The organism is Arthrobacter sp. C9C5, assembly GCF_013359735.1.
Taxonomy (GTDB): Bacteria; Actinomycetota; Actinomycetes; order Actinomycetales; family Micrococcaceae; genus Arthrobacter.
This window is the reverse complement of record NZ_JABFMX010000008.1, coordinates 135124-159898: the sequence shown is the minus strand read 5'-3', so window position 1 is coordinate 159898 and position 24775 is coordinate 135124. Positions and strand designations below refer to the sequence as shown.

Below are 24775 nucleotides of genomic sequence, written 5' to 3'. Positions count from 1 at the left end.
GGCCGGCTCGGTAGCGTGAAGAGCATGAACATCAGACTTGAGAACGTCGGCATCGCCGTGCGCGACCTCGAGGAGGCGATCGCGTTCTTCACCGACCTCGGCCTGGCGGTCGTCGGCCGGGACACCGTCAGCGGCGATTGGACCGACACCGCCGTCGGGCTTGACGGCAATCACGCCAAAATTGCCATGCTCGAAACGCCGGACGGTCACGGCCGCCTCGAGCTCTTTGAATACATCCACCCCGAGGCGATCGAGACGGCGCCAACCCGTCCCAACGAGATCGGTATGCACCGGGTCGCCTTCTCAGTCCCTGACATCGACCAAGCCCTGGAAATAGCCGCGCGGCACGGCTGTTATCCGCTGCGCGGCGTGGCGACCTATAAGGACATCTACAAGCTCACGTACCTCCGCGGTCCCAGCGGCATCCTCGTGATGATCGCCGAGGAATTGAAGAAAAACTGAGGGCTCGGCCCCGAATTGCCCCTGTTGCAGGGCTTACCGGGCTGATCGAAGCACTCCGTGCCGTCAAGGAACCCTGGGATAGGGTGGTCGCATGCTTGAGATTCGCCCAAATTGCGAATGTTGCGACCGCGACATCGCTCCCTCTGACGAGGCTTACATCTGCACGTTTGAATGCACTTGGTGCCCAAACTGCGTGGACCGCTTCAAGAATCGGGCTTGCCCGAACTGCGGTGGCGACCTTCAGCGACGCCCTGTTCGACCCGCGGCGGCGTTGGCGTCTAATCCGCCGAGCGCGTTGAGGGTGGTATCCCCGAGTTGCCAGGAAAAACTCAACGTCAGTTAGCGGCACAGACAGAGTCAGAACGGCCTGCGCTCAACCCAGGAAGAATTAATCATGGCGGGGAACAAAACCAGGAATGAGATCAGGCTCTACTTGGTCGTCGGCACGGTGATACTCGGCGCCACGGTCGGACTGATGATGTTCGGTGCGAACACTGAGCCATCGCAGGATCTGGGACCCCTGCTGGCTGGGCTGGCGGTGAGTACCTTCTCTTGGCGTTTCGGTGTGCGTTGGAAGTGGCTCACCCTTCTGCTTCTTGCATCGTTCCTCGTCGCCGGTCTCTTGTTGGGGCCACCCGGGCTCTTCTGGATGGGTGGATACGTGTCGGGATCCAATCTTGGCGCAGCCTGGAGGCTTGCCGTCACCAAGGACATGGTGAAGTCCCCGTGGGTGGTTAACGGACAAGGGGTCAATACCTCAGCCGAAGCGCGCAGCTCCGCCCGGGACGCCTTACATGCTTTGGACGGGGACAATCAGGAGCGCGTCGTCGTCGAGCACGGAGCGGCCCGCTTTGAGGCGGCCGGATCTGCGATGTCGACGTTGGTTTGTCACCGGAACTCCAACGCAGAGCGGGAAGATTCGTGGTCCATCCTGTCGCGACCGGAACAGCCCGCCGATGCTTCGGTGGAAGTTCCGATGGGTTCGATGAAGGGCTTCATTCCCTCGCGGTTCGTCCACCCCCTGGGACCTGTCGAGGCGGCACTGGAAGACTTCCTGAGGAACCCCGGGGCTGAGGCTCTGGGCCCGGAGTGGAGCACCGGCGAAGCAGCGTTCGACCTGCGCCTCAGCTCCTAGGCTGTCGTTCATCGGGGACGGAGATTCGCCACGATCGAATGAGGAACACGCCTGGCCATGACCGTTGCCCCCGAAGAGATTCGCGGGCATTACCGCCTGCTGGCCCTCCGCTGGGACGCCGCCACGTCTCGCCGCAACTCACTGTCTCCCCTTCGATCCAGAACCCAGCGAGAAGGTGCTGGTAATTGGAAGCCCCGCGCCGGGACCTGAATTTCCCCTGCGTGAAAAAACGACGCCGTAGTCCTTGCGCTCCGCTCCCGCCCAGGAATACCGTCTCGGCAGGCATTACCAAACACAGGGGAAGGCACGTCGTGCTGAAGCAAGTCGCTGAGGGCGTTCTGGCCCACGAGAGCGAGTTCCTGCAGAGCAACTGCGTGATCGTTCAGGGCCGGGCCGGTGTGCTGCTCATCGACCCCGGCATCACGGACGGCGAAATGGCCGCACTCGCGAACGACCTTCGCGACTTGGGCCAGCCCGTCGTGGCAGGCTTTTCGACGCATCCGCATTGGGACCACGTGCTCTGGCACCCGGACTTCGGCCACGTGCCCCGTTACGCCACGGCCCGCTGCGCGGCACCGATCCAGGACCTGCTGGCGCAGCCGGACTGGAAGGCCCGCGTGGCCGGAGTGCTGCCGCCGGAGTTCGCCGGGGAGATCCCGATGGAACTCTTGGGCCTTATCACCGGTCTGCCCGCAGGAACCACGCAGATTCCCTGGGATGGCCCCAGGGTCCGGATCATCGAGCACCAGGCCCATGCCGCGGGCCACGCGGCGCTCCTGATCGAGGACCGCGGCGTCCTCGTCGCCGGCGACATGCTTTCCGACATCCTGATGCCGTTCCTCGATCTGAAGGCCGCGGACCCGATCGACGACTACCTCGCCGCCCTGCTGCTGCTCGAGAGTGCGGCCGACGGCGCTGTCGCCGTCGTCCCCGGTCACGGGTCAGTCGGCGGAGCCGAGCAGTTGCGAGCGCGCATCAAGCTAGATCGCGCGTATGTGGAGGCCGTGCGGGACGGCGCTGAGCCCGACGACCCGCGGCTAGGCCCCTCGGCCCCGCTGGAATGGCTGGCCGGCGTGCATCGAGGGCAGGTAGAGCAGCTCGCCCAAAGGGGGCAGAACGAGAGACCCGGATAGCGGCCCCGCGCTGAGCTACCCGCCGATCACAACGTTCGCCGGCGGTTCGTCCGCCAGCATCAGCTCGATCTGCCGCTGCAGGAGTTTGCCCATCCGCGGTCGCATGGCAGAGGTCGCGCCGCCGATGTGCGGGCTGATGATGACGCCGGGCGTGCCCCAAAGCGCGTGGTCCTGCGGCAGCGGTTCGGGGTCGGTGACATCCAGGGCGGCGCGGATCCGGCCGGAGGCGGTGTGCTTCACCAGGGCTTCGGTGTCCGCGACCGGTCCGCGGGCGACGTTGACCAGCAGCGCGCCGTCGGGCATGGCCGCGAGGAAGGCGTCGTCGATCAGGTGTCGGGTGGAATCGCTGAGCGGGACCACCACGACCACAATGTCGTGCTCCGGCAGCAGGCTGTGCAGCTCGTCGATGCCGTGGATCTGGCCGCGCGCGTCGGAGCGGGCCTTGCTGGCCACCCGGGTCACGGTGGTTTCGAAGGCCAGCAACCGGTCCTCGATCGCCTTGCCGACGCCGCCGTAGCCGACGATCATCACGCGCCGGTCCGCGAGGCTGGCGGTGGGACGGCTCTCCCAGCGGCCCTCCTGCTGGTTTTTCAGCATCCGGGGGAATTCGCGCTGGCTGGCCAGGATCAGGGCCAGGGTCAGTTCCGCGGTGGACGCCTCGTGGACGCCCGCGGCATTCGCCATGACCCGGCCGGACGGGAGGAACTCCTCGACGCCGTCGTAGCCGATCGACTGGCTCTGTACCAGCCCGGTCTCCACGCCTTCCAGCCCGCGCAGCGCGGCCCAGCCGCCCATGTAGGGCGGAACGACGATGTCGATGCTCGGCTGCGGCGCTTCGCCGGACAGGTCCCACTCGAGGACGGTGACATCCGGGTGGGGCTGGAGGTATTCACGCAGGGTTGCGTCCGGCAGGCTGACAGTAATTTTCTTCGGCATAGTTGCCAGCCTAGTAGGCCGGCGCGGCCAGTGGCGGACGACGGCGGAAGGTGACGGCCGCCGTCGTCGCCAACGACAGTGGTGAGATTCGGGCGCTGAGTGTGGACAGCGCCTAGTTCGAGCCAGCTCTGTTCAACGCCGCTTCAAGCAACTCGATGTCGATCCGGGCATGCGCTAACCCTATGGCTGCCGCCTCGGCGTGGCGCTTCGCGCAAATAGCCTCAACGAGCCGCTCATGATCGGCTAACGCGCGGAGCTCCATTTCGCGCATGCCCTCAGGGAAACCCCAGAGATGGGCTGGCGCCGCGAGCCCGATCTGCGCTTCGAGCTCTAGGAGAATGCGTTTGAGAGTCAGGTTATGCGACGCTTCCGCGATAGCCGTGTGGAGCCTCGCGTCGGCCTTTTGGGAGGCGGTGCCCGATTCGGCCTCACGGTAGGCTTCCAGCCGCTCCTTGAGCACAACAGCGTCAGCGTCGGTCCGGTTCTCTGCCGCGGCCCGGGCGATCGTGCCGTGAAGGTGGACCATGGCCTCGCAGGTGTCGCGCAACGATTCCCAGCGGGACGAGAGAGTCCTTTGCACTGACGCGTTGGACGCCGCTGTCCATTGTTCCCGGACGAACGAGCCACCCGCACGGCCCCGCTGTGTCGATAGCAAGCCTTGGTCGACTAGACGGCCAATGGCGGCTCGGACCGTCATCCGTCCCACATGCAAGGACTTTGCCAGATCGCGTTCCGACGGCAAGCGCGCGCCCGGCAAGTATTCGCCTACCGCAATCGCCGTGATTAGCCGGTCGGTGATTTCATCGGCCCGGGACATCGCGGCCAGAGGCATGTCCAGCGACCCTTCGGGCCCGTCATCTTTGCTCTTGCCCATGGCACCAACTTATACATATTTGTAAAAGGTCTTGGAATTGGACCATTAGTGCGCAAGGATGATGCTCACGCCCGACCAAAGGATTTTGCGTGACAACCCTCACAACACATAGAGTCCCCTTCCGCCAATGGGAGACCTGGGTGGCGCTCTTCACCCCGGATCTCCCCGTAGCTGGAGCGCTCCCCCTAATCGTGCTTCACGGCGGACCGGGCATGGCTCATAACTACCTGAAGAACCTGGCGGCCCTGACGGAAACCGGCCGCACTGTCATCCTTTACGACCAGCTGGGCTGTGGAAACAGCTCGCATCTGCCCGATGCCCCGGCGGATTTCTGGGTTCCGCAGCTGTTTGTCGATGAGTTCCTCAGCCTCCTTGCGCACTTCCAGATCGGAGACTTCCATCTTCTCGGGCAGTCCTGGGGTGGCATGCTGGGCGCGGAAATCGCCGTGCGACAGCCGTCGGGCCTGGCGAGCCTATCCATCTGCAACTCCCCCGCTTCAATGGGGCTGTGGGCGGACGCCGCCGCAGATCTCAGGGAGCGGCTGCCCCGAGATGTCCAAGATGCGCTGACGTTCCACGAGAAAGCGGGCACGGTGACTTCCCCTGCGTACGCTGCTGCCACCATGGCCTTCTACGAGCGCCATGTTTGCCGCACCACGCCTTTCCCAGCAGATTTCGAGGAGAGCGTGGCTCAGATGGAGGCCGAACCGACGGTTTACCACACAATGAACGGCCCCAACGAGTTCCACGTCATCGGAACACTGCGCAACTGGAGCATCGTCGACCGGTTGGAGCGGGTGACCGCCCCGACGCTGGTGGTAGCCGGTGAACATGACGAAGCAACCCCTGCTACCTGGGCACCTTTCATCGCCAATATTCCAGAGGTCACCAGCCACGTCTTCGCCGGGGCAAGCCACTGCTCACACCTCGAACAACCTGAGGCTTTCCGGGCCGTCATCGCAGCCCACTTGGCCCGCCACGACCACCACACCCTTGTCTAGGACCACCACAACCACCTCACTCCCAGAAAGAATTCGATGGCAAACCCAGCAAGCCCCCCTGAACTCAGCGCCCAACAGCAGCTCGAAGCCTTCGGCTACAAACAGGAACTCAAACGATCGGTTTCCACCACGGATCTGCTGGTCTACGGACTGGTCTTCATGGTGCCGATCGCTCCGTGGGCGATCTTCGGCGTCGTCTACAACGCGGCGGGAGGGATGGTCCCGCTCGTATACGTGATCGGCCTTGTCGCTATGATCTTTACCGCCCTCGCGTACCAGCAGATGGCAAAGTCCATCCCACTCGCCGGCTCTGTATTCTCCTACGTGGGACGCGGAATCCATCCCACGGCCGGGTTCTTCGCCGGCTGGGCAATCCTGCTGGACTATCTTCTGGTCCCGACGCTGCTGTACGTATTCGCCGCCGAGTCGATGGTGGGGATCTTCCCCGATTCGCCTCGCTGGCTGTGGGCGTTGATCTTTGTCGCGGTCAACACCGTAGTCAACCTGCTCGGCATCAGCTCCATCAAGCGGATGAACCGCGTCTTCCTTGCGATCGAACTCATCTTTGTCGTGATCTTCATCGTCATCGCGGTCAATGCCCTGGCCGGACACACCGTCCCCGGGGCCGAGCTGACAATGAACCCGATCTGGGACGCGAGTAAGGTCACGGGCCCGCTGATCGCCTCGGCACTGTCTATCGCAGTGTTGAGCTTCCTTGGATTTGACGGCATCTCGACCATGTCGGAGGAGGCTACCGGCGGCCGTAATGCGGCTGGCCGCGCAATGATTCTGGCACTGTTCCTCGTGGCATTCCTGTTCATCGTGCAGACTTGGCTGGCCAGCGCTCTGGCGGCAGGCCGCCCCTCATTCAACGACGACGAGGTGGGCAACGCCTTCTTCACCATCGTTGAGGCTGCCTCCAACAGCGGCTGGATGACGGCCTTCTTTGTAGTCAACGTGCTCGCGATCGGCGTCGCAAACGCCATGGCGGCGCAGGCCGCCACCTCGCGGCTTCTCTACTCAATGAGCCGAGACCGTCAGCTGCCCAAGTTCCTGTCCCGGATCGATGCCCGCCAGGTACCCCGGAACGCCATCATTATGGTGTCCGCCATCTCGGCGATCCTAGTCCTGTTCTTCGTAGGACAGATCGACGTCATTTCCGCTCTTGTAAACTTCGGGGCATTGTTTGGGTTCCTGCTTCTGCACGTCTCGGTCATCGTTCACTACGTCGTGCGCAAAAAGTCGAAGAACTACCTTCTGCATCTTGCGGTGCCCATCCTGGGCTTCCTGATCATTGGCTATGTCCTGCTCAACGCGGCTCCCGAGGCCAAAATCGGCGGCGCTATCTGGCTGGTGGTGGGCGCTGCTGTCTTCGCCTACTACAAATTCACCGGCCGGACGCCGGACTTGTCGGACGGCAGCAGCGATGATCCAGAGCTGGTCATGAGCGGAAAGGAATCCCAGCCGTGACCGTAACCGCTGATCATTTCCTCGACAAATCCAACGGGAAATTCTCTTTCTCCGCACACGAGGAGCCCGCGCTTCGGATCGCTCCCGGGACCGGGGAGCGGATCGCCTTCGAGACGAGCGACGCCGTGTACGCGGAATTGCACGAGCATCACGACCTGGACCAACTTTCCGTGGGCATCAACCCGGTCACGGGACCGGTCTTCGTGGACGGAGCCGAGCCTGGCGATGCCCTGGTCGTCACGATTCACGAGATCCTGCTCAAAGACTCCGGCTGGTCCGTCAGCCTGCCGGGAACGGGAGCGCTGCGCCACGTAATGGGCGAGGAGATGTTCACCCGCCGGATCCCTATAGATGCAGACGGCGTGCACGTGACAGACCGGCACGTCTTCGATGCCCAGCCCATGATCGGCTGTATCGGCACGGCACCGGCCGAGGGGGAGAATTCGACTGTCATGCCGAGCTTCGCGGGGGGCGGCAATATGGACCTGACTGGCTGCCGTCCGGGCTCGAAGGTCTACCTTCCCGTCATGGTGGAGGGCGCTTATCTCTCTATCGGAGATATTCATGCCCTAATGGCGGAGGGGGAGTCTTCCTTCGTGGCAATTGAGGCTGAGGGAACAGCCGTCGTGAGCATCGAACTCGCCAAGGCGATGAATCTTCGGGCGCCCAGAATTGAAACCGGCGAGCACTGGATCTTCGTTGGCTTAGGGGACCCTGTACAGGAAAGCATCACCCGCGGCTACGAGGATATGTTCCACTTCCTCGTCCAAGACCATGGCTGGCAACGGGAAGACGCTTACGCCGTTCTGAGCGCCGTCGGGGACTCCCGGCTAGGCGGTCCGACCGGGTCCTCAACACCGGATCCGCTCCATCCTTTCACCCCGGTGGGAGCAGTCACCGTCCACCGTCTGCCCAAGAGTGTGCTGAAGGCACATTCCTGAGTCCAAACCCCGAGAGGCTGAGCCCGTCGCGATACCGCGGCGGGCTCAGCCTCTTAGTCAAAGGGCGGCTAGGACGACGGCGGAAGGTGACGGCCGCCGTCGTCGTCCGGGCCCCGTAGTGCCTAGCGGCCGAAGAGCTTGGCGAAGAAGCCGGTCTTGGGCTCGTCTGCATGGCCCTTGCAGCGGTCCGCGCTCTTGACGCCGCGCATGACCTGGTCAACGTGTTGGCCGCAGCCGGCCCACGTGGTCTTACCGCACTTCTTGCATGCAACCTGTCGGCACATCTGGTGTCTCCCTTGGCTAGGTCCTTGAATCCTTAATCAACTATACCCCTGGGGGTATGTTGCGCAAGTTCATGGAACACCCTGCCGCCCAGGGGCGTTAGTTCCCTACAGTGGGACCCGTCGACGGGACGCACGCACTGACTTCAGACCGTACCGAGAGGATCGCTTCATGGCATACATCAAGGTTGGAACCGAGAACAGCACCGACGTCGAGCTCTACTACGAAGACCACGGGGCCGGGCAGCCGGTGGTCCTGATCCACGGCTACCCGCTGGACGGCTCGTCCTGGGAGAAGCAGACCGCCGCGCTCCTGGCCGCCGGCTACCGTGTGATCACCTACGACCGGCGCGGTTTCGGCAAGTCCAGCAAGCCTACCGACGGCTACGACTACGACACTTTCGCCGCGGACCTCAACACCCTGATGACCAGCCTGGACCTCAACGACGCCGTATTGGTGGGCTTCTCGATGGGCACCGGCGAAGTGGGCCGCTACCTGGGCAGCTACGGCTCGGCGCGCGTAGCGAAGGCAGTCTTCCTCGGCTCGCTGGAGCCGTACGTGCTGCAGACCGAGGACAACCCCGACGGCGTCCCGCAGTCCGTGTTCGACGGCCTGATGGAGGCGGTCACGGCCGACCGCTACGCCTTCTTCACCGACTTCTTCAAGAACTTCTACAACAGCGACACCTTCCTGGGCACGCCGCGGCTCAGCGAGGAAGTCATGCGGGCCGGCTGGAACCTCGCCACCGCCGGCGGCCCGACGGCGTCCGCAGCCGCGCAGCCCACCTGGCTCACCGATTTCCGCGGCGACATCCCCAAGATCGACGTCCCGTCCCTGATCGTCCACGGCACCGCGGACCAGATCCTGCCGATCGATGTCACCGGCCGCCGCTTCGCCAAGGCCCTTCCGGAGGCGGAGTACGTAGAGATCGACGGCGCCCCGCACGGGATGCTCTGGACCCATGCCGCGGAGGTCAACGAGGCGCTGCTGGGGTTCCTGGCGAAGTAGGCCGTAGCGGCGGTTTCCGCGCCGGTTTCGGACGGGCGCACCTCGGGTCCGGGGTGCGCCCGTCCGTTTCCGTAGCGGTTTTAAAAAGTGCCGCCGACTCTGGCGCATGGGTGGCGACAGGCGCACGATTGAATTACCGGGCATCCCTGCTGCAGGCCCCGGACATAGCCCGCATTTAGCACGGGCGAGCCAATCGAAACTGGACATCAGCACCGCCGTGTTTGCGGCGCCTCTGATTGTGATCGTGACCCGCACGCGCCGTCCAACCCGCTTGAACCGCATCCTCCAGTAGGAGCACCAAAGACATGACCATCACCACCCCATCACCAGCAAAGGCCCGCCCTCGGGCAGCCAGGTTCGCCCTGATCTCGGCCGTCACCCTGGGCCTCATCGGCGGCCCCGTCGCCTTGGCCGCACCGGCCGAGGCTTCCCGGTTCCTCTACGGCTGTACCGTGGACCCGCTCAAGCCGACCGAACGCAGCCACTGGGTCGATTTCCGCATCGAGGTCGACTGCCGGGACCACCGGACAGTGCAGATCCGCCAGTTGCGCTACGAGGACGACCACGGCCGCCGGAACGATGACTTCCTCGGCAGGTCGACGTTCTGGAAGTACTTCTACCGGCACGACGACGTCACCATCCACAGCTATGACTGGGTACCGAACCGCCGCGGCGACGAGAAGGTCTACCAGCTCGTGTCGTTCCGGGTGCGCGTCGGCAACCACTGGTCCGACTGGACCCGCTGGGACATGAGTGACGTGGCAACCCTCCGTCACTGACCCCCGGGAGCTGTCTCTTCACCGGAAAGCCAAGGGACATCCCTTGGTTTTCCTGCGCCCGGAGCTCGCGAGCGGCGCTAGACTTCGTCGTCCCATCCCCCGGCGCCGACGGCGTCTTCCGGCTTGTCGTCCGACGTCGGGTCGCCTGACCCGATGTAGGCCGCGGGCACAGTTCCGGCGGCCTGGGTTTGCTGTTCCTCGCGGATATTTCCGGCGCGGCCCGGTTCGGCGTGCGGCTGGCGGGCCTCGACGTCGTCGGAGTCGTTCTGCTGCTGGCGCTCTTTCGCTGCGTCGGTGTCGCCCGGCCCACGCAGGCCGGCGGGATCGTTGCTTGGCTCATTCGGATCACTCATTGCACTGCCTTTCATCCGCGGATGGACTTCTCCCACACTAACTTGGAGCTCTACCGGCCGGCGCCGGACGCGATCAGTTCTTCCAGCCCGCGTTTGAATCCGGCCCGGCCGCCGTGCGCGGGATGCCTGATTTTCGGCACGTCCAGGCCGCTGTGCTGCAGGCTGCGGTGCGCCACGTTGCCCACAGCCACCACCGCCTCGATCGCAAACTCCTGCTTCAGCGCCTGCCAAAAGGGGGTTCCGAGCGCGGCTTCGGACGCCGTGGGGGTGCGGTTGGACAGGGGCCGTCCGGGCACGTGGGTGTGCCACGGGCAGGCGCTCCAGAGCAGCGGAAGGAACTCCAGCTCCGCCAGCACCTCCCACATCACCGTGGCGGTCGGCTCCGCCGCAATGCCCGCAGCGTCCGGGGGCAGCACGTAGCCCTTGCCCGGGCCGAACAGGCCAAAGGCGTTGGCGGGCCCCTCCAGGATGGTGCGGTTGGTGAACGGTACCCCGGTGATCCGCATGCCCCTGAAGCCCGGGGCTTCCCCCACCAGCAGCACCTTGGGCGAACGGTCCCGCATTTCCTGCAGGTAGAGCGCCAGGTTCCGCCGGCGCTGCGCATTCGCGGGCTGGGTGTGGTCGAAGAAGTTGGCGCACCCCGGCCCGGTTTCCACGGCCGCGAGCTGGTCAACAAAGTTCTCGATGGAGGGTGCAATCATTCCGGACCTGTTCCCTTGGCGGCTCGTAGCTCACCCAGACTATCCGCGGAGCTTCCGCACGGGCACGGGCCCTGGTCCCGCCCTAGCATGGGGACATGACCATCTATACGGTGGGACACTCCACTCATCCCATCGACGAATTCATCGGCATGCTCAAGGCGCACGGCATCAAGAAGCTGATCGACGTGCGCACCATCCCGAAGTCGCGGCACAACCCGCAGTTCAACGCGGAGGCACTCGCGGCGAGCGTGCGGGCCAACGGCATCACGTACCGGCGGATGGAATCCCTCGGCGGTCTGCGGCACACCACCAAAGACAGTGCCAATGGCGCCTGGCGCAACGCATCGTTCCGGGGCTACGCGGACTACATGCAGACCGACGAGTTCTCCGCCGCCGTCGCCCAGTTGCTGGAACGCGGGCGGAGCAACGATGCGGCGATCATGTGCGCGGAAGCCGTCCCGTGGCGCTGCCACCGTTCGCTGATCGGTGACGCGCTCCTGGCCCGCGGTGTCGAGGTGCTGGACATCATGAGCGAAAAGTCCGCCAAACCACACACTCTGACCTCGTTCGCCCGCGTCGACGGCCACCGGGTGTGGTACCCGGCGGAGTGACGGCCGGGCCGCCAACCGGACCGCCCCCTACCAGCGCGGGTGGATCGATGCGCGGAAGTAGCGGTCGTAGATTTCGTGGACGCCGACGTCGAACGTTGCGTCAATGCCACTGACCGACGCCGCTTCGGCGTTGGCGCGGGCCTGCTCGACGTTCCGCGCCCCCGGGATCACCGTGCTGACGCCTTCCTGCGCCGTGATCCAAGCGAGGGCCGCCTGGGCGGTGCTGACGCCGTCGGGTACCAGTTCCTGGAACGCGGCCACCGCCTTGAGGCCCTCCCCGAAGTCCACGCCGGAGAAGGTCTCCCCGACGTCGAACGCCGCGCCGGCGCGGTTGTAGTTCCGGTGGTCGTCCGCCGCGAAGGACGTGTCCGGTGTGTACTTGCCGGACAGCAGCCCCGAGGCGAGCGGCACGCGGGCGATGATGCCGACGCCGGCGGCCACCGCCGCGGGCAGCACCTCGTCCAGCGGCTTGAGCCGGAAGGCGTTGAGGATGATCTGCACGGTGGCCGTGCCTTCGTGGCGCATGGCCTCGAGGGCTTCGTCGGTCCGCTCCACGCTGACGCCGTAGTTCCGGATGGCACCCTCGGCCACCAGGGTGTCCAGCGCGTCGTACACCTCGGCGTTGCTGTAGACATCGGTGGGAGGGCAGTGCAGCTGGACCAGGTCGAGCTGTTCGACGCCGAGGTTGCGCCGGGACCGGTCCGTCCATTCGCGGAAGTTGGCGAGGTTGTAGTTTTCCGGCCGCTGCTCCAGCCGGCGGCCCATCTTGGTGGCCACCGTGATGCCCAGGCCCGGGTTGTCCGCGAGGAAGGCGCCGATCGCCTGCTCGCTGCGGCCGTCGCCGTAGACGTCGGCGGTGTCGAAGAACGTGACGCCGGCTTCCACGGAGGCGGCCAGGATGGCCTGTGCCTGCGCGGGATCCACGTTGCCCCAGTCCCCTCCGAGCTGCCAGGTGCCCAGCCCAACAATGGAGACGTTCCGTCCGGTCTTGCCCAAGATTCGCTGTTCCATGCTCCGACTATAGGGTGTTGGCTTGCTAGCCTGAGGCTGTGAAGTACGAGTCCTTGTGGATCGGAATGCTCGTTGGCGCGGCCATCGGCTTTGCCGTCGGCGTGGCCACCGTGGACAAGCCTTTCACCGGCCTGTTGATCGGCCTGGCGATTGGGGCGCTGGTGGGCCTGGCGGCCCGGAAGGATCCCCGGAAACGGCGGTAGGTCCGCCCCGTTCGCGCCAGAAAGACCTGCAGAAAGAACCGTCATGAACTTCTCCGTGAATTGCTCCATCATGCTTGCCGAGCTGCCGCTCCTGGAGCGCCCGGCGGCGGTGAAGGCGGCCGGTTTTGACGCCGTCGAGTTCTGGTGGCCCTTCGACAGTTCCGTCCCCGGCGACGCCGAGCTCAGCCGCTTTGAGCGCGCGATTACGGACGCGGGGGTCCAGCTGGTTGGCCTGAACTTCAACGCCGGTGACATGCCCGCCGGCGACCGCGGCCTCGTGTCCTGGATCGGCCGCTCCTCCGAGTTCAAGGACAACGTCGATGTGGTGGCCGGCATCGGCGGGCGGCTCGGCTGCACCTCCTTCAACGCCCTCTACGGCAACCGGCAGGCCGGTCACACCCCCGAAGCCCAGGACGAGCTGGCCGTCCAGAACCTCACAGCCGCCGATGCCGCCGTGGCCCGCATCGGGGGCACCGTGCTGCTCGAACCGGTCAGCGGCGCCCCGGACTACCCGCTCCGCACCGCCGACGACGCCCTCCGCGTCATCTCCCGGGTCAAGGAGGAAACCGGTGCGGCGAACATCAAGCTGCTCGCCGACTTCTATCACCTCTCGGTCAACGGCGACGACGTCGACGCCGTCATCGAAGAGCACGCCCAAGACTTCGGCCACATCCAGATCGCGGACTCCCCCGGCCGCGGGGCTCCCGGAACCGGCGAGCTGCCGCTGGAGCAGTGGATCGCCCGCAGCCGCGAACTAGGCTACGCGGGCCGCATTGGCCTCGAGTACCAGGCGACGGCCGCGACGGCCTTCGACTGGGCCCGCCGCCAGCCCGCGAGCCGCTGACCGGCCGCCGGGGGCGCCGTCGTCGAACTCTTGCCCCGTCCGGGTCCGCGGGCCGCCGGAATACCGGATCCGCCCGGCGTGTTGTGCACCACAGATCAATTTCCAGCCGCCATTAAGCGAAGGACTCCCATGAGCCAGAACCTCACCGTCAAGCTTCAGCCCGGAACCCCGGCCCCCGATTTCACGCTGCCCGACGCCGAGGGCAAGCCGGTGTCCCTCGCCGACTACCGCGGCAAGAACGTCATTGTGTACTTCTACCCGCAGGCCGCCACTCCGGGCTGCACCACCGAAGCCTGCGACTTCCGCGACAGCCTGGCCTCCCTGCAGGGCTCCGGCTATGAAGTCCTGGGCATCTCCCCGGACGCCCCCGAGGCGCTGGCGCACTTCACCGGCGACTTCGCACTGACCTTCCCGTTGCTGGCCGACGAGGATCACGCCGTGGCCCTCGCCTACGGCGCCTGGGGCGAGAAACTGGTCCGCGGCGAGATCACCGAGGGCATTGTCCGCTCCACCGTGGTCCTCGATCCCGAGGGCAAGGTCAAGCTAGCGCAGTACCAGGTCAAGGCCGAGGGCCACGTCGCCGCGCTGAAGGACGAACTCGGCGTCTAGGGATTCAGCGCCGGTTCCGGAAATCCGCGCCGGTTCCGGACCGGGGCGCACCCGATCCGGCCTGCCTCCGTCCGAAAGCGCAGCGGAAATCCGCAGCCACAGCACGAGTTGTCCACATCCGCCGTCGAGCCCGTTGCCGACGACCGGGCGGCAGGACAGCATCGGGGCATGGAACTTCCCGGGCTCATTCTCAGCAGCGACTCGGCACGGCTCGGCCGGGACGCGCGCGAACTGTGCCGCCGGGCCGCGGCGGGCGAGCTGCGCCGCATCAGGCGGGGCGTCTACGTTCAGTCGGCGGCCTGGGACGCGCTGTCGAGCTGGGACCGGTATCCGCTCCTGATCCAGGCGGCCGCCTCGACGCTGCAAAGCCGCACCGTGTTCTGCCGGAAGTCCTCGGCCGCACTGTGGGACCTCCCGGTGCTGGGCCGCCCCACGCTGGTGCATGCCTGCACCTCCGACGACGGCGGTGGCCGCTCGCGGGCGGGTGTCCGTCGGCATTACGCCGATCAGACGTCCCTGCAGGTCGAAGAGCGCCGGGGGCTGCTGGTCACGGGGCGGCTCCGGACCGTCCTGGATCTGGCGGCGTTCGAGTCATTTGAACAGGCCGTCGCGGTGCTTGACCACGTGCTGCGTCCGCAGCCTGGGCTGCCTGCACTGAGCAAGGAGGAGCTCGATGACGGCATCGGAACCAACTACAGCGCGGCAGCGGCGCGCAGAATCCGGGCTGCGATCGACTTCGCAGACCCTGCGTCAGGATCTCCCGGGGAATCGGTGAGCCGCGCGCTGATGCATCGGCTGGGCTTCGAGCCCCCTCGGTTGCAGACACCCATCCGCGATGCCCGCGGACTGGCCGCCTACACGGATTTTGAGTGGCCGGAGGAGCGGCTGTGCGGGGAATTCGACGGCCTGGTCAAGTACCAGAAGGCCGAATACCTCCAGGGACGGACCGCCTCCGAAGTCGTCATCGACGAGAAGGCCCGCGAGGACCGGATCCGCGCCACCGGGCGGCGGGTCATCCGTTGGACCTGGGCCGAGATCTCCGGGCCGGCGAAATTCGCGGCGCTCCTCACTGCCCACAGGGTCCCTCGGCTGGTCAGGCCGGCCTGCCGCCGGTGATGCCGCGCTGCTTCCGGAAATCCGCGCCGGTTCCGGACAGCCGCGGCCCGGATCCGGGGTGCATCGGTCCGAAACCGGCGCGGAATCCGCCGCGGACAAGGGCTACGCCCGGGTGCCCGCCACGATCGTCGCCGTCGACCGGAGCCTGAGCGCGCCCTGGTGCTCATAGCGGCCCAGCATCTGGAACACGTCGGAGCGGATCAGCAACCGTGCTTCCTTGTCCGCCATGGCCAGGCCCGTGGCCACCGTGGTCGCGATATCAGTGATGAACTCCCAGTAGCTTTCCGGGGAGTCATGCACCAGGTCCGTGCTGACCTTGCGCTCCGCCACCTCCACCAGGCCGGCGTCCCTGAACATCCGTGGCATGAAGCCCGGCGGGGAGCAACGGAACAGTCCGGGCATGTCCGCGGGCGGGGAAGGCAGTTCCGTGTGATGGGCGAGGGTGCCGAGGATGAGGCTCGCCCACGGATTTTCCGCGGGCCGGCCCCAGACGGCGGCGCTGATCCTCGCCCCGGGCTTGGCCGTCCGCACCATCTCCCGCAGGGCGGCTTTCATGTCGGGAAAGAACGTGACGCCGAAACAGCACAGGACGGCGTCGAACGTGCCGTCGTCGAAGGGCAGCTCCGCGGCGTCGCAGACACTGAAGCTCACGTTGGCCAGGCCCCGTGCGGACGCTTTCTCCTCGGCCACGCGCAACATTCCGGCCGAGATGTCGGTCAGGACCACTTCACCGTCTGGCACCAGGGTCGCCGCGGTGAGCCCGGGCTCGCCTGTGCCTGAGGCGACATCGAGCACTATGGAGTCCGGCTGGAGCCTGGCGTCCTGGATGACGGCGTCGCCAAAGGGAGCCTGCCAGCCGAGCAGTTCCGCGTCCCACTTTTTCCAGCCCGCCGCGAACTGGTCCCAGATGATGCGCTGCCGGTCCCGGATACTGTCCGCTGCAACTGACATGGTGCGTCCTTAAAAAGTCCGGACCGCACCCTCCCCCACCCCTTAGTGTGCCCCGCCGCCCGGGTTCCCGCTAGGGTCCCGGAGTTCCGCCACGGATCCGGACAAACGCGCCGCGGATCCGCGTAGCGGCGGTCCGGAACCGGCGCGAAAACGCCGGCGAAAAAGCAGCGCCCGCGGGGGCAGTAGGCTTAACGGCATGGCTCCTGAAGACACCCCCGTTGCGCCCGAACGCCGCTCCGTCACCGTCCGCCGCGCTCCGAAGTACGTCCCGTTCCTGATCCTGGGCGGGCTGCTGGGCGTCGTGGTGGCGGCCGTCATCGCCTACGGCCTGCCCGGCGACGAGGGCTATGATGCCAACTCCGTCTTCGGCTTCTTCCTGACCTTCTGCATCGCCGGCGGTGCCATCCTCGGTGCCGCCGTCGCACTGGTGCTGGACCGGCTGAGCGTCCGCCGCGCCGAGCGCGCCGTCGTCGAGTCCGTCCCGGACTCGGTGCCTGACACCGACGGCGAGGACCGCGCCTAAGCGGTCAGGCCGTCAGGCCGGCAGGTCATAAACCGGCCCCCGGAAAAGTCCTAGCGCACAACGTGAGATAATCGACCAGTGGCACGCGGCGATGGAAAACTTTCTCATGACCTTCTCTCTGGCGAAAAAGGCCCGCAGGACGCATGTGGCGTCTTCGGGGTCTGGGCTCCCGGCGAAGAGGTAGCAAAACTCACCTATTACGGGCTGTACGCGCTGCAGCACCGCGGTCAGGAGTCGGCTGGTATTGCCACCAGCGACGGCAAGCGCATCAACGTCTACAAGGACATGGGCCTCGTATCCCAGGTCTTCGACGAGACCACGCTGAACACCCTGACCGGGCACCTGGCCGTCGGCCACTGCCGCTACTCCACCACCGGGGCGAGCCACTGGGCCAACGCCCAGCCCACCCTCGGGGCCACCGCCACCGGCACCGTCGCCCTGGCGCACAACGGCAACCTCACCAACACCGCCGAGCTCAAAGCCATGATCATGGACCGCAACGGCGGCCAGCTCACCGGCGAAATGAAGCAGGGCAACACGTCGGACACCGCCCTGGTCACGGCCCTGCTGGAGGGCGAGGAGGGCAAGTCCCTCGAACAGACCGCCCTGGAACTGCTGCCCAAGATCAAGGGCGGTTTCTGCTTCGTCTTCATGGATGAAGGCACCCTCTACGCCGCCCGCGACACCTACGGCATCCGCCCGCTGGTCCTGGGCCGGCTGGAGCGCGGCTGGGTGGTGGCCTCCGAACAGTCCGCCCTCGCCACCGTCGGCGCAAGCTTCATCCGCGAGATCGAACCCGGCGAATTCATCGCCATCGACGAACAGGGCGTACGCTCCCAGCGCTTCGCCGAGCCGACGCCGGCCGGCTGCGTCTTCGAGTACGTGTACCTCGCCCGCCCGGACGCCGCGATCGCAGGCCGCTCCGTCTACGAGTCCCGCGTGGAGATGGGCCGCCAGCTGGCCCGCGAGAACACCCAGGAAGCGGACATCGTCATCCCCGTGCCGGAATCGGGCACCCCGGCCGCCGTCGGCTACGCCGAGGAATCCGGCATCCCGTTCGCGCACGGCTTCGTCAAGAACGCCTATGTGGGCCGCACCTTCATCCAGCCCTCGCAGACGCTGCGCCAGCTCGGCATCCGGCTCAAGCTCAACGCCCTGGAGTCCGTAATCCGCGGCAAACGCGTGGTGGTGGTGGATGACTCGATCGTCCGGGGCAACACCCAGCGCGCCATCGTACGGATGCTGCGCGAAGCCGGCGCCGCCGCCGTGCACGTGAAGATCTCCTCCCCGCCGGTGAAGTGGCCCTGCTTCTACGGCATCGACTTCGCCTCCCGTGCGGAGCTGATCGCCAACGGCGCGACGATCGAAGAGATCTCCCAGGCCATCGGCGCGGACTCGCTCGCGTACATCTCCGAGGACGGCATGATCGGCGCCACCCGGCAGCCGCGCGAACGCCTGTGCACGGCCTGCTTCACCGGCCAGTACCCGATCGAGCTGCCCGGCGCCGACAATCTCGGCAAGAACCTGCTGGAACGCCCCGACTCTGTCGGACAGCTTGTCGGCCTGCCCGGCACGCCGCGCCCCGCCGCCGGGAGCCCGGCCGCAGGGACCCCCGAGGCCGACGCCGCCGCCAACGCCGCGTCCGACGCCGCCATTCCGGCCAACGAGGATCCGGCCGAAAAGGCCGGCGCCACGGGTTGCGATCCGGGGCCCGACGCCGAATTCGAAGAACTGCTCACCGACGCCGACCGCGTACCCGCCGACAAGCATGATGCCGACAAGAAAGAGCCAGTATGACTTCCGCCTCCCCGGCCGCTGACATGAACGACGCCCGGAACACCGGCATTACCTACGCCTCCGCCGGCGTCGACGTCGAAGCGGGCGACCGCGCCGTCGAACTCATGAAGGACGCCGTCAAGGCGACCCACAACTCCTCGGTGATCGGCGGCGTCGGCGGCTTTGCCGGACTCTACGACGTTTCGAAGCTGCTCACCTACAAGCGGCCGTTGCTGGCCACCTCCACCGACGGCGTCGGCACCAAGGTGGCCATCGCCCAGGCCATGGACATCCACGACACCATCGGTTTCGACCTGGTGGGCATGGTGGTGGACGACATCGTGGTGGTGGGCGCCGAGCCGCTCTACATGACCGACTACATCGCCTGCGGCAAGGTGGTCCCGGAGCGAATCGCCGACATCGTCCGCGGCATCGCAGCCGCCTGCTCGGTCGCCGGCACCGCACTGGTGGGCGGCGAGACCGCCGAGCACCCGGGCCTGCTGGGTGAGCACGAGTACGACGTCGCCGGCGCCGCCACCGGCGTGGTCGAGGCCGAGTCGCTGCTGGGTCCGGAGCGCGTCCGCGCCGGCGACGTGGTGATCGGCATGGCCTCGTCCGGCCTGCACTCCAACGGCTACTCCTTGGTCCGCCGCGTCGTCAACCACGCCGGCTGGGCCCTGGACCGGCACGTCTCCGAATTCGAGCGCACCTTGGGCGAGGAGCTCCTGGAGCCCACCCGCGTGTACGCCGCCGACTGCCTGGACCTGGCCCGCACCTTCCCGGTGGACGGCTCCGCTGCCGGCCGCGCCGTCCACGGCTTCAGCCACGTCACCGGCGGCGGACTGGCCGCCAACCTGGCCCGTGTCCTGCCGCAGGGCCTGCTGGCCACCGTCGACCGCTCCACCTGGGAACTGCCTGCCATCTTCAAGCTGGTCTCCCAGCTGGGCAACGTCCCGCTGGCCGACCTCGAGCGCACCCTCAACGTGGGCGTGGGCATGGTGGCGATCGTGTCCCCGGAGGCCGCCGACGCCGCGGTGAACCACCTCAACGCCCGCGGCCTGCCCTCGTGGATCATGGGCACCGTCGGGGAAAACTCCGACTCAGTGGTCAAGACCGGCCCGGACTACGTCCAGGGCGCCAAGGGCGTCGACGGCGGCGCCGTCCGGATGGTCAACGCCTACGCTTAAACCCTCATCGAGTGCTCCACCCCGCCGGCACCCTCGCCGGTGGGGAGGAGCACTCGATCGGTTTAAACCTCCAGCACGCTGAACACGCCTCCCTGCGGGTCCCGGAGCGTCGCAATGGCGCCAGCCTCCTCGTCCTCCGGTTCAACGAGGACGACGCCGCCCGCAGCGCGCGCCGTCGCTACGGCTTGGGCGACGCTTGGAACCCCGAAATACACCTGCCAACCCGGCTCAAGGTTGCGCTCAGCCGCGGGCACCGTGGCGATCCCGGCCACCTCTGTGCCGTCCACCATCAGGGTGGTGTACGTTCCGCCGTCGTCCTGCGGGTACTCGGTCACCTCGTGGCGGAAGAGTTGCTGAAAGAACCCGACGGCGGACTGCGGCTCGGGCGTGAGCAACTCGACCCAGGCCAAGGTGCCCGCTTCCTCGCTCCGTGCCGCGCCAAAGTGCGTGCCAGCCTGCCATGCGCCGGTAGTCCCTCCGCCGGGCGGGGCGAAGAAGACCATCACGCCGGTTCCGGCCACGGACTCGGGGCCGAATTCCAGCGTTCCGCCGGTGTGGGGCAATTCGGCGGCGAGCCCGGCGGCGTCGTCCACGGCGAAGTAGACATTCCACTGCCCCGGGGCCGCCGCCTGCTGCTGCTGCGGGTTCTGCGGCGCGATGACGGTCACCAGTTCCTGCCCCAGGAACGCCTGGGCGAAGCTGCGGCCGTCCGGGGTGGGCTTATCCTCGTACCGCCAGCCGAAGATGGCCGCGTAAAACTCCTTGGCCGCAGCCACATCGGAAGTCTGGAGGTCGGCCCAGCAGACCTCGCCTTCGGCAAACCCCGAACGAATCGCCATGGAAGTCCTTCCCAGAGAATGCCGGACAGTCCGGCAAGTCCAAACTAGCCCGGGGCGCGGCACCCAGCAACCGGCCCCGGTGCGCACGCGCCGATTCCCGAGCGCCGATTCGACGGCACCCTGCGCATACGTCGAGTGGGCGCGGAACCGTCGAAATGGCGGGCGGGCCGGGGGCGGGGCGGCAGGGTCGTGTGATTGCCGGACGCAAAAAACCCGCCGGGCACGCCCCGAAGAGGGCGTGGCCGGCGGGCCTGTAAAACTTGGTCGGTGCCCTCGCTTGGCAAGGGATTACCGGAAGAAGTGTCGACTAACCTATCCGACGGGAATCTACCTCGTCGTCGTCCTCTTCCACATCGTCCGCGTACTTATCCACATAAGCCGAATAATCCGGCTCAACGGGCTCACTCGAGAAGCGACTCGGCGCACGACCCTCTGAGCTCTTGAGCTCACGCTGAAGCGCAGAGTAGTCAGTGTTCGGGGAATAGTACTTAATATCCCGAGCCTGCTTGGTAGCTTTTGCCTTTTGACGGCCGCGCCCCATGGCGTGACCCCCTTTTGTACTCGGACCGGAGGTGGTCACCATTGGCGTTCGGTGAGGCCCCGGAATGTTTGGTCAATTTGTCGTACACCTAGATTACATGCTTTCGGCTGGGACTGCTCGCCGGCCGGGCAGCTGTGGGCAGTGTTGCCGGTCCCCTCGCACGCTCACGGCTTACGCCTGCCACCGGGCCCGGCGCATTGCCGTATGCGCCGGGCGCATGCGGCCCGGCAGCCTTCTTCGATAGAGTCTCTTGATGGGCTCCCGGAAACGCGGCCCGGAGCCGGGCATCCAGCCCCGGCAAAGACGCACGGAAGAGGTGAATTCCCGAGTGACCGAAAAGCCTGTGAGCGACGAGAACGCCAGGCGCGGCGATGCCGGAATTTCTGACGTTCCCCCTGCGGACAATGCCGGAGAGCGGCCGCTCCCGGCACCGCCGGCACGCACGCCCTCTCCCGTCCGTATCCCGCCCCGGCCTTCCGCGCCGCCGACGTCCGCCGTCCCGTTCGTCCCGCGCAGCACCGCCTCAAGCAGCACTCCCCTAAGCAGCACGGCGCCGGACACCGCTGCCCCGGCGCCCGCGGCCCCGGACACCGCTGCGCCGGCGGTGCCGTCCTCCAGGCGGGCCGCCGCCCGGTCCGAAACCCGGGCCACGCCGCCGGCCGCAGGCGGCGGACGCGCCGGCGTCGAGGCCCCGAAGCCAAAGACCGGGAACCGGAAGACCGCCTCCGGCGCCTCCCAACTGGGCAAGATGCTCTCCGCCCAGGCGGCGCAACTCAGGGCCTCAGACCTGGGACCCCGCGCCCGGCAGCTGGGCGGCAGGCTGGGCACGAGCGCCCGACGGGTGGGCCGAACCCTCTGGGCCGCCGCCCAACGGCTGGGCCTAGCGAAGGTCGGCGCCGCCCTGGCCGCCGTCGTCGTCCTCGGGGTGCTGATCTCGTGGCTGTCCTCCATGGGCTCCGGCGCGCAGCAGCCGGCAGCCGGCGGCTCTTCCGCTCCTGCCGGCGCCTCCTCCCCCGCGGCCCGCGGCCCGCTGCCGCTGGAGGGCGTGAACCCGATGGACTTCCAGCTGGGCGACTGTTTCAAGGACTTCGACGCGAATGCGGCCACGTCCACGGTGGTGGCCTGCAACACGGGGCACTCGGCACAGCTGGTGGCGGTCGATCACTACGCGGTCGACGCCGCCTACCCCGGCCGCGATCCGCTGAAGCAAAAGGCGCTCGATACCTGCAAGGCGGCACCGCTCACGGACAAGTCCGGCAACTACGACTTCAGCTACAAGCTCGCCTACCCCAGCTCCTCCAGCTGGGGCAATGGCGACCGGCGGGTGGACTGCTACTTTGTGGCCGACGGCGGGAACGTCGTCAAAGAATCCCTGATTCCGCGGCTCTAGGGCTCCGTCAGCGCATTCTTCACGCCCGGCGGCGGGTTTTTCATGGACACCAGCGGAACCAACGGTACCTTTGAGGTGTTGCTGAATCTCTCGGCTGCCCATTCAGGAGGAGACATGGTCGTGGCACCGGATTCTGTCGACGGTGGAAAGGGGAGCGTCAAACTTCTCGCTGACGGCTACATCCACCTGCAGTGGCTACCGGGGATCAGCATTGAGGTCGCGGATGCCCGGGCGGCAATGTCGAAAGTGAACGAGGTCTGCCAGGGCGTCCCGCATCCGATGCTTGTCGACATGGCGGCGGTGGCTTCCGTCAGCCGTGAAGCCAGAAGTATCTGGTCCATACCGTGCAGCGCCTCCCGCATCGCCCTGCTGGGACGTTCGCCCGTGGACCGGGTCTTGGCGAACTTCTTCCTGGGCGTGCACATACCGCCTTGCCCAACGCGGTTTTTCACGTCCCGCACCGACGCCATGGAATGGCTCAGTGCCGACGGGTGAAAGTGGGGAGCGGCAACGACAAGACCGCATCGCAACTGTCGACGTTCCTGAGACTTTTCCCTGCGCGGCTCCGGCCGAGGGGGCTGCAGACGGCCGCCTGCAGCTGCTGGTCGACGGCATTGTCCGGCTTGCTGCCGGCGAGCTGAGTGCGCGGATCGAACCCTCGGACCAACGCGATGAGATCGATGCCGTCATTACCGGCGTCAATCTCCTCGCCGAAGAGCTCGGCTATATCCATTCGGACCTGGAAGAACGGGTGGCTGCCCGAACCGCCATGTTGCGGCGCACCCAGGTTGAGCTGGAGCAGATGGCGAAAACCGATGCTTTGACGGGCCTGGCCAATCGGACCTTGCTCAGCGAGCGAATCCAGGACGCGATTGGCGCCAGCGCACAGGGCGGCAGCGCCGCGGCGGTTCTGGTGCTGGATCTGGATTCCTTCAAAGCCATTAACGACACCATGGGACACAGCGCCGGTGATGCCGTACTCGTGGAGGTCTCCAGCCGTCTCCGCTCCGTGGTCCGGGCATCGGACACCGTGGCGCGTCTTGGCGGGGATGAATTTGCCGTCCTCATCGCCGGGGCGACCGAGGAGGAGGTCGTCCACATAGCGCACCGAGCGCGGGAAGCCCTGCAGGAGTGCATGCACGTGGGATCCGAAACGGTCTGGACCACGGCCAGCATCGGGATCTGCCTTCGCAACCCCGGACATAGCTCAGAGGAACTCATGCGCGACGCCGACATCGCCATGTATCAGGCCAAAGCCCAAGGACGGAACAGAATCGAGCGCTTCCACCCGGATATGCTCGACGCCGTCAGGGAGCGGTCGCGGATAACAGCCGAGTTGCGCACGGCGGCCTCCGACGGACAGCTGGCACTTCTTTACCAGCCGGTCATTGAACTCGCCTCCGGGAGAGTCGCCGGCGTAGAGGCCCTCGTCCGGTGGCACCACCCCGTCCACGGAACCATCATGCCGGACAACTTCATCGGCATTGCGGAAGAAACCGGCCTCATCCTTGAGCTGGGGCGATGGATCCTGCACGAAGGAATCTCTCAGCTGAGTCGGTGGAAACGAGAGGCACCCGGTCTCACCGACTTCCGCCTGCACATCAATCTCTCGGCCGCCGAGCTCCTCAGGGGCGACCTGTTGCAGGACATCCGGGACACGTTGGCCACGAACGACGTGGAACCGGGCCGGTTGGTGCTGGAGATCACCGAAACCGTCCTGATGTCCCCCGGAGCGGGAGAGGAACAGGTGCTGAGAGCACTCCGCGCAATGGGTGTGGGATTGCAGATTGACGACTTCGGCACCGGGTACTCGTCCATCAGCTACCTCCGGACTCTTCCCGCAGACACAGTCAAGGTGGACCACTCCCTCATCAAGGACCTCGAGTCCGACCCCCGGCAGCAGAAATTCGTTTCTGCCATCCTCCAGCTGATCTCAGCGGCCGAGCTCGAGGCGATCGTGGAGGGCATCGAAACGGCCGGGCAGGCCGCCCAACTCCAGGCTATGGGTTGCCTCTACGGGCAGGGCTACTACTTCGGACGTCCCGAGCCCGCTGTAGAGGTACTTAAACGGCTCCGCACTGCCGGACAGCAAAGGTAAA

General features: G+C 66.4%; 29 protein-coding genes. 20 read left to right on the top strand and 9 right to left on the bottom strand.

The annotated features are described in order from the left end of the window. Positions 1-24 precede the first annotated feature (24 nt). The 4 genes from HNO80_RS08530 to HNO80_RS08515 all read left to right on the top strand — a co-directional run bounded on the left by HNO80_RS08530 (position 25) and on the right by HNO80_RS08515 (position 2730). Positions 25-462 carry a VOC family protein gene (locus HNO80_RS08530; protein ID WP_175322410.1) on the top strand — a complete coding sequence of 146 codons (438 nt, stop codon included), beginning with the start codon at positions 25-27 and terminating at the stop codon, positions 460-462. A gap of 91 nt (positions 463-553) precedes the next feature. Then, entirely contained in the window at positions 554-805 is a 252-nt protein-coding gene (locus HNO80_RS08525) for a DUF1272 domain-containing protein (RefSeq protein ID WP_175322409.1), read from the top strand. Between the two features lie 51 nt (positions 806-856). Further along, on the top strand, positions 857-1597 hold the full coding sequence (locus tag HNO80_RS08520) for a hypothetical protein (RefSeq protein WP_175322408.1): 741 nt from the start codon (positions 857-859) through the stop codon (positions 1595-1597). Positions 1598-1908: 311 nt separating this feature from the next. Beyond that, positions 1909-2730: an MBL fold metallo-hydrolase gene (locus HNO80_RS08515; protein ID WP_175322407.1), complete on the top strand. Its 822-nt coding sequence runs from the start codon at positions 1909-1911 to the stop codon at positions 2728-2730. A 15-nt stretch (positions 2731-2745) separates the two neighbouring features. Here HNO80_RS08515 and HNO80_RS08510 read toward each other — a convergent pair whose 3' ends face one another. After that, positions 2746-3666: a 2-hydroxyacid dehydrogenase gene (locus tag HNO80_RS08510; protein WP_175322406.1), complete on the bottom strand. Its 921-nt coding sequence runs from the start codon at positions 3664-3666 to the stop codon at positions 2746-2748. 112 nt (positions 3667-3778) lie between these two features. Further along, the gene (locus HNO80_RS08505; protein ID WP_249777224.1) at positions 3779-4540 is read right to left on the bottom strand and encodes a FadR/GntR family transcriptional regulator; all 762 of its coding nucleotides are present in this window, start codon (positions 4538-4540) and stop codon (positions 3779-3781) included. An 89-nt stretch (positions 4541-4629) separates the two neighbouring features. Between HNO80_RS08505 and HNO80_RS08500 the strand changes: the two genes are divergently transcribed. The 3 genes from HNO80_RS08500 to HNO80_RS08490 are packed head-to-tail and all read left to right on the top strand — an operon-like array spanning position 4630 to position 7952. Further along, complete coding sequence (locus HNO80_RS08500; RefSeq protein WP_175322405.1) at positions 4630-5541, top strand: proline iminopeptidase-family hydrolase; 912 nt, start codon at positions 4630-4632, stop codon at positions 5539-5541. A 36-nt stretch (positions 5542-5577) separates the two neighbouring features. Beyond that, entirely contained in the window at positions 5578-7011 is a 1434-nt protein-coding gene (locus HNO80_RS08495) for an APC family permease (RefSeq protein ID WP_175322404.1), read from the top strand. Further along, positions 7008-7952 (top strand): acetamidase/formamidase family protein, encoded by a 945-nt coding sequence (locus HNO80_RS08490; RefSeq protein ID WP_175322403.1) that lies wholly within the window; start codon positions 7008-7010, stop codon positions 7950-7952. The genes HNO80_RS08495 and HNO80_RS08490 overlap by 4 nt, the downstream gene beginning before the upstream one ends. Positions 7953-8074: 122 nt before the next feature. Here HNO80_RS08490 and HNO80_RS08485 read toward each other — a convergent pair whose 3' ends face one another. Further along, positions 8075-8236, bottom strand: coding sequence for a DUF8730 family Cys-rich protein (locus tag HNO80_RS08485; RefSeq protein ID WP_175322402.1), 162 nt, complete (start codon positions 8234-8236; stop codon positions 8075-8077). A gap of 169 nt (positions 8237-8405) precedes the next feature. Between HNO80_RS08485 and HNO80_RS08480 the strand changes: the two genes are divergently transcribed. Together HNO80_RS08480 and HNO80_RS08475 are read left to right on the top strand one after the other, a co-directional pair. Then, complete coding sequence (locus HNO80_RS08480; protein WP_175322401.1) at positions 8406-9242, top strand: alpha/beta fold hydrolase; 837 nt, start codon at positions 8406-8408, stop codon at positions 9240-9242. Between the two features lie 305 nt (positions 9243-9547). Continuing rightward, positions 9548-10021 carry a hypothetical protein gene (locus HNO80_RS08475; RefSeq protein WP_175322400.1) on the top strand — a complete coding sequence of 158 codons (474 nt, stop codon included), beginning with the start codon at positions 9548-9550 and terminating at the stop codon, positions 10019-10021. A 77-nt stretch (positions 10022-10098) separates the two neighbouring features. Here the strand turns inward: HNO80_RS08475 and HNO80_RS08470 are convergent, their stop codons facing one another. Then, positions 10099-10374, bottom strand: a complete 276-nt coding sequence (locus HNO80_RS08470; RefSeq protein WP_175322399.1) for a hypothetical protein — start codon at positions 10372-10374, stop codon at positions 10099-10101. A 50-nt stretch (positions 10375-10424) separates the two neighbouring features. Continuing rightward, positions 10425-11075, bottom strand: coding sequence for a uracil-DNA glycosylase (locus HNO80_RS08465; protein ID WP_175322398.1), 651 nt, complete (start codon positions 11073-11075; stop codon positions 10425-10427). A 95-nt stretch (positions 11076-11170) separates the two neighbouring features. Between HNO80_RS08465 and HNO80_RS08460 the strand changes: the two genes are divergently transcribed. Next, a complete protein-coding gene (locus HNO80_RS08460; RefSeq protein ID WP_175322397.1) occupies positions 11171-11686 on the top strand; it encodes a DUF488 domain-containing protein in 516 nt (171 codons plus the stop codon). A gap of 27 nt (positions 11687-11713) precedes the next feature. Here HNO80_RS08460 and HNO80_RS08455 read toward each other — a convergent pair whose 3' ends face one another. Further along, entirely contained in the window at positions 11714-12697 is a 984-nt protein-coding gene (locus HNO80_RS08455) for an aldo/keto reductase (RefSeq protein WP_175322396.1), read from the bottom strand. A gap of 38 nt (positions 12698-12735) precedes the next feature. Here HNO80_RS08455 and HNO80_RS08450 point away from each other — a divergent pair, with 38 nt between their 5' ends. The 4 genes from HNO80_RS08450 to HNO80_RS08435 all read left to right on the top strand — a co-directional run bounded on the left by HNO80_RS08450 (position 12736) and on the right by HNO80_RS08435 (position 15469). Beyond that, on the top strand, positions 12736-12900 hold the full coding sequence (locus HNO80_RS08450) for a glycine zipper domain-containing protein (protein ID WP_175322280.1): 165 nt from the start codon (positions 12736-12738) through the stop codon (positions 12898-12900). Positions 12901-12943: 43 nt separating this feature from the next. After that, positions 12944-13744 carry a hydroxypyruvate isomerase family protein gene (locus HNO80_RS08445; protein WP_175322395.1) on the top strand — a complete coding sequence of 267 codons (801 nt, stop codon included), beginning with the start codon at positions 12944-12946 and terminating at the stop codon, positions 13742-13744. 129 nt (positions 13745-13873) lie between these two features. Then, positions 13874-14353 (top strand): thioredoxin-dependent thiol peroxidase, encoded by a 480-nt coding sequence (bcp, locus tag HNO80_RS08440; protein WP_175322394.1) that lies wholly within the window; start codon positions 13874-13876, stop codon positions 14351-14353. A gap of 168 nt (positions 14354-14521) precedes the next feature. Next, positions 14522-15469, top strand: coding sequence for a type IV toxin-antitoxin system AbiEi family antitoxin domain-containing protein (locus tag HNO80_RS08435; RefSeq protein WP_175322393.1), 948 nt, complete (start codon positions 14522-14524; stop codon positions 15467-15469). A gap of 102 nt (positions 15470-15571) precedes the next feature. Here the strand turns inward: HNO80_RS08435 and HNO80_RS08430 are convergent, their stop codons facing one another. Further along, on the bottom strand, positions 15572-16420 hold the full coding sequence (locus HNO80_RS08430; protein WP_175322392.1) for a class I SAM-dependent methyltransferase: 849 nt from the start codon (positions 16418-16420) through the stop codon (positions 15572-15574). 196 nt (positions 16421-16616) lie between these two features. On the opposite strand from HNO80_RS08430, the gene HNO80_RS08425 reads away from it, so the two are divergent. The 3 genes from HNO80_RS08425 (at position 16617) to purM (ending at position 19906) form a co-directional block, all read left to right on the top strand. Next, positions 16617-16943: a hypothetical protein gene (locus HNO80_RS08425; RefSeq protein WP_175322391.1), complete on the top strand. Its 327-nt coding sequence runs from the start codon at positions 16617-16619 to the stop codon at positions 16941-16943. A gap of 78 nt (positions 16944-17021) precedes the next feature. Next, positions 17022-18740 carry an amidophosphoribosyltransferase gene (gene purF / locus HNO80_RS08420; protein ID WP_175322390.1) on the top strand — a complete coding sequence of 573 codons (1719 nt, stop codon included), beginning with the start codon at positions 17022-17024 and terminating at the stop codon, positions 18738-18740. Then, the gene (gene purM / locus HNO80_RS08415; protein WP_175322389.1) at positions 18737-19906 is read left to right on the top strand and encodes a phosphoribosylformylglycinamidine cyclo-ligase; all 1170 of its coding nucleotides are present in this window, start codon (positions 18737-18739) and stop codon (positions 19904-19906) included. Before purF ends, purM begins: the two co-directional genes overlap by 4 nt. A 62-nt stretch (positions 19907-19968) precedes the next feature. Here purM and HNO80_RS08410 read toward each other — a convergent pair whose 3' ends face one another. Together HNO80_RS08410 and HNO80_RS08405 are read right to left on the bottom strand one after the other, a co-directional pair. Continuing rightward, entirely contained in the window at positions 19969-20745 is a 777-nt protein-coding gene (locus HNO80_RS08410; protein WP_175322388.1) for a VOC family protein, read from the bottom strand. 307 nt (positions 20746-21052) lie between these two features. Further along, entirely contained in the window at positions 21053-21286 is a 234-nt protein-coding gene (locus HNO80_RS08405) for a DUF3073 domain-containing protein (RefSeq protein WP_082492711.1), read from the bottom strand. A gap of 328 nt (positions 21287-21614) precedes the next feature. On the opposite strand from HNO80_RS08405, the gene HNO80_RS18145 reads away from it, so the two are divergent. Genes HNO80_RS18145 through HNO80_RS08390 form a run of 3 tightly spaced genes read left to right on the top strand, consistent with a single transcriptional unit; the run spans position 21615 to position 24774 of the window. Then, positions 21615-22676, top strand: a complete 1062-nt coding sequence (locus HNO80_RS18145) for a septum formation family protein (RefSeq protein WP_175322387.1) — start codon at positions 21615-21617, stop codon at positions 22674-22676. Positions 22677-22718: 42 nt separating this feature from the next. After that, positions 22719-23171, top strand: coding sequence for a DUF7793 family protein (locus HNO80_RS08395; RefSeq protein ID WP_502707831.1), 453 nt, complete (start codon positions 22719-22721; stop codon positions 23169-23171). Continuing rightward, positions 23158-24774, top strand: coding sequence for a putative bifunctional diguanylate cyclase/phosphodiesterase (locus HNO80_RS08390; RefSeq protein ID WP_349627282.1), 1617 nt, complete (start codon positions 23158-23160; stop codon positions 24772-24774). Before HNO80_RS08395 ends, HNO80_RS08390 begins: the two co-directional genes overlap by 14 nt. Position 24775: the final 1 nt, after the last annotated feature.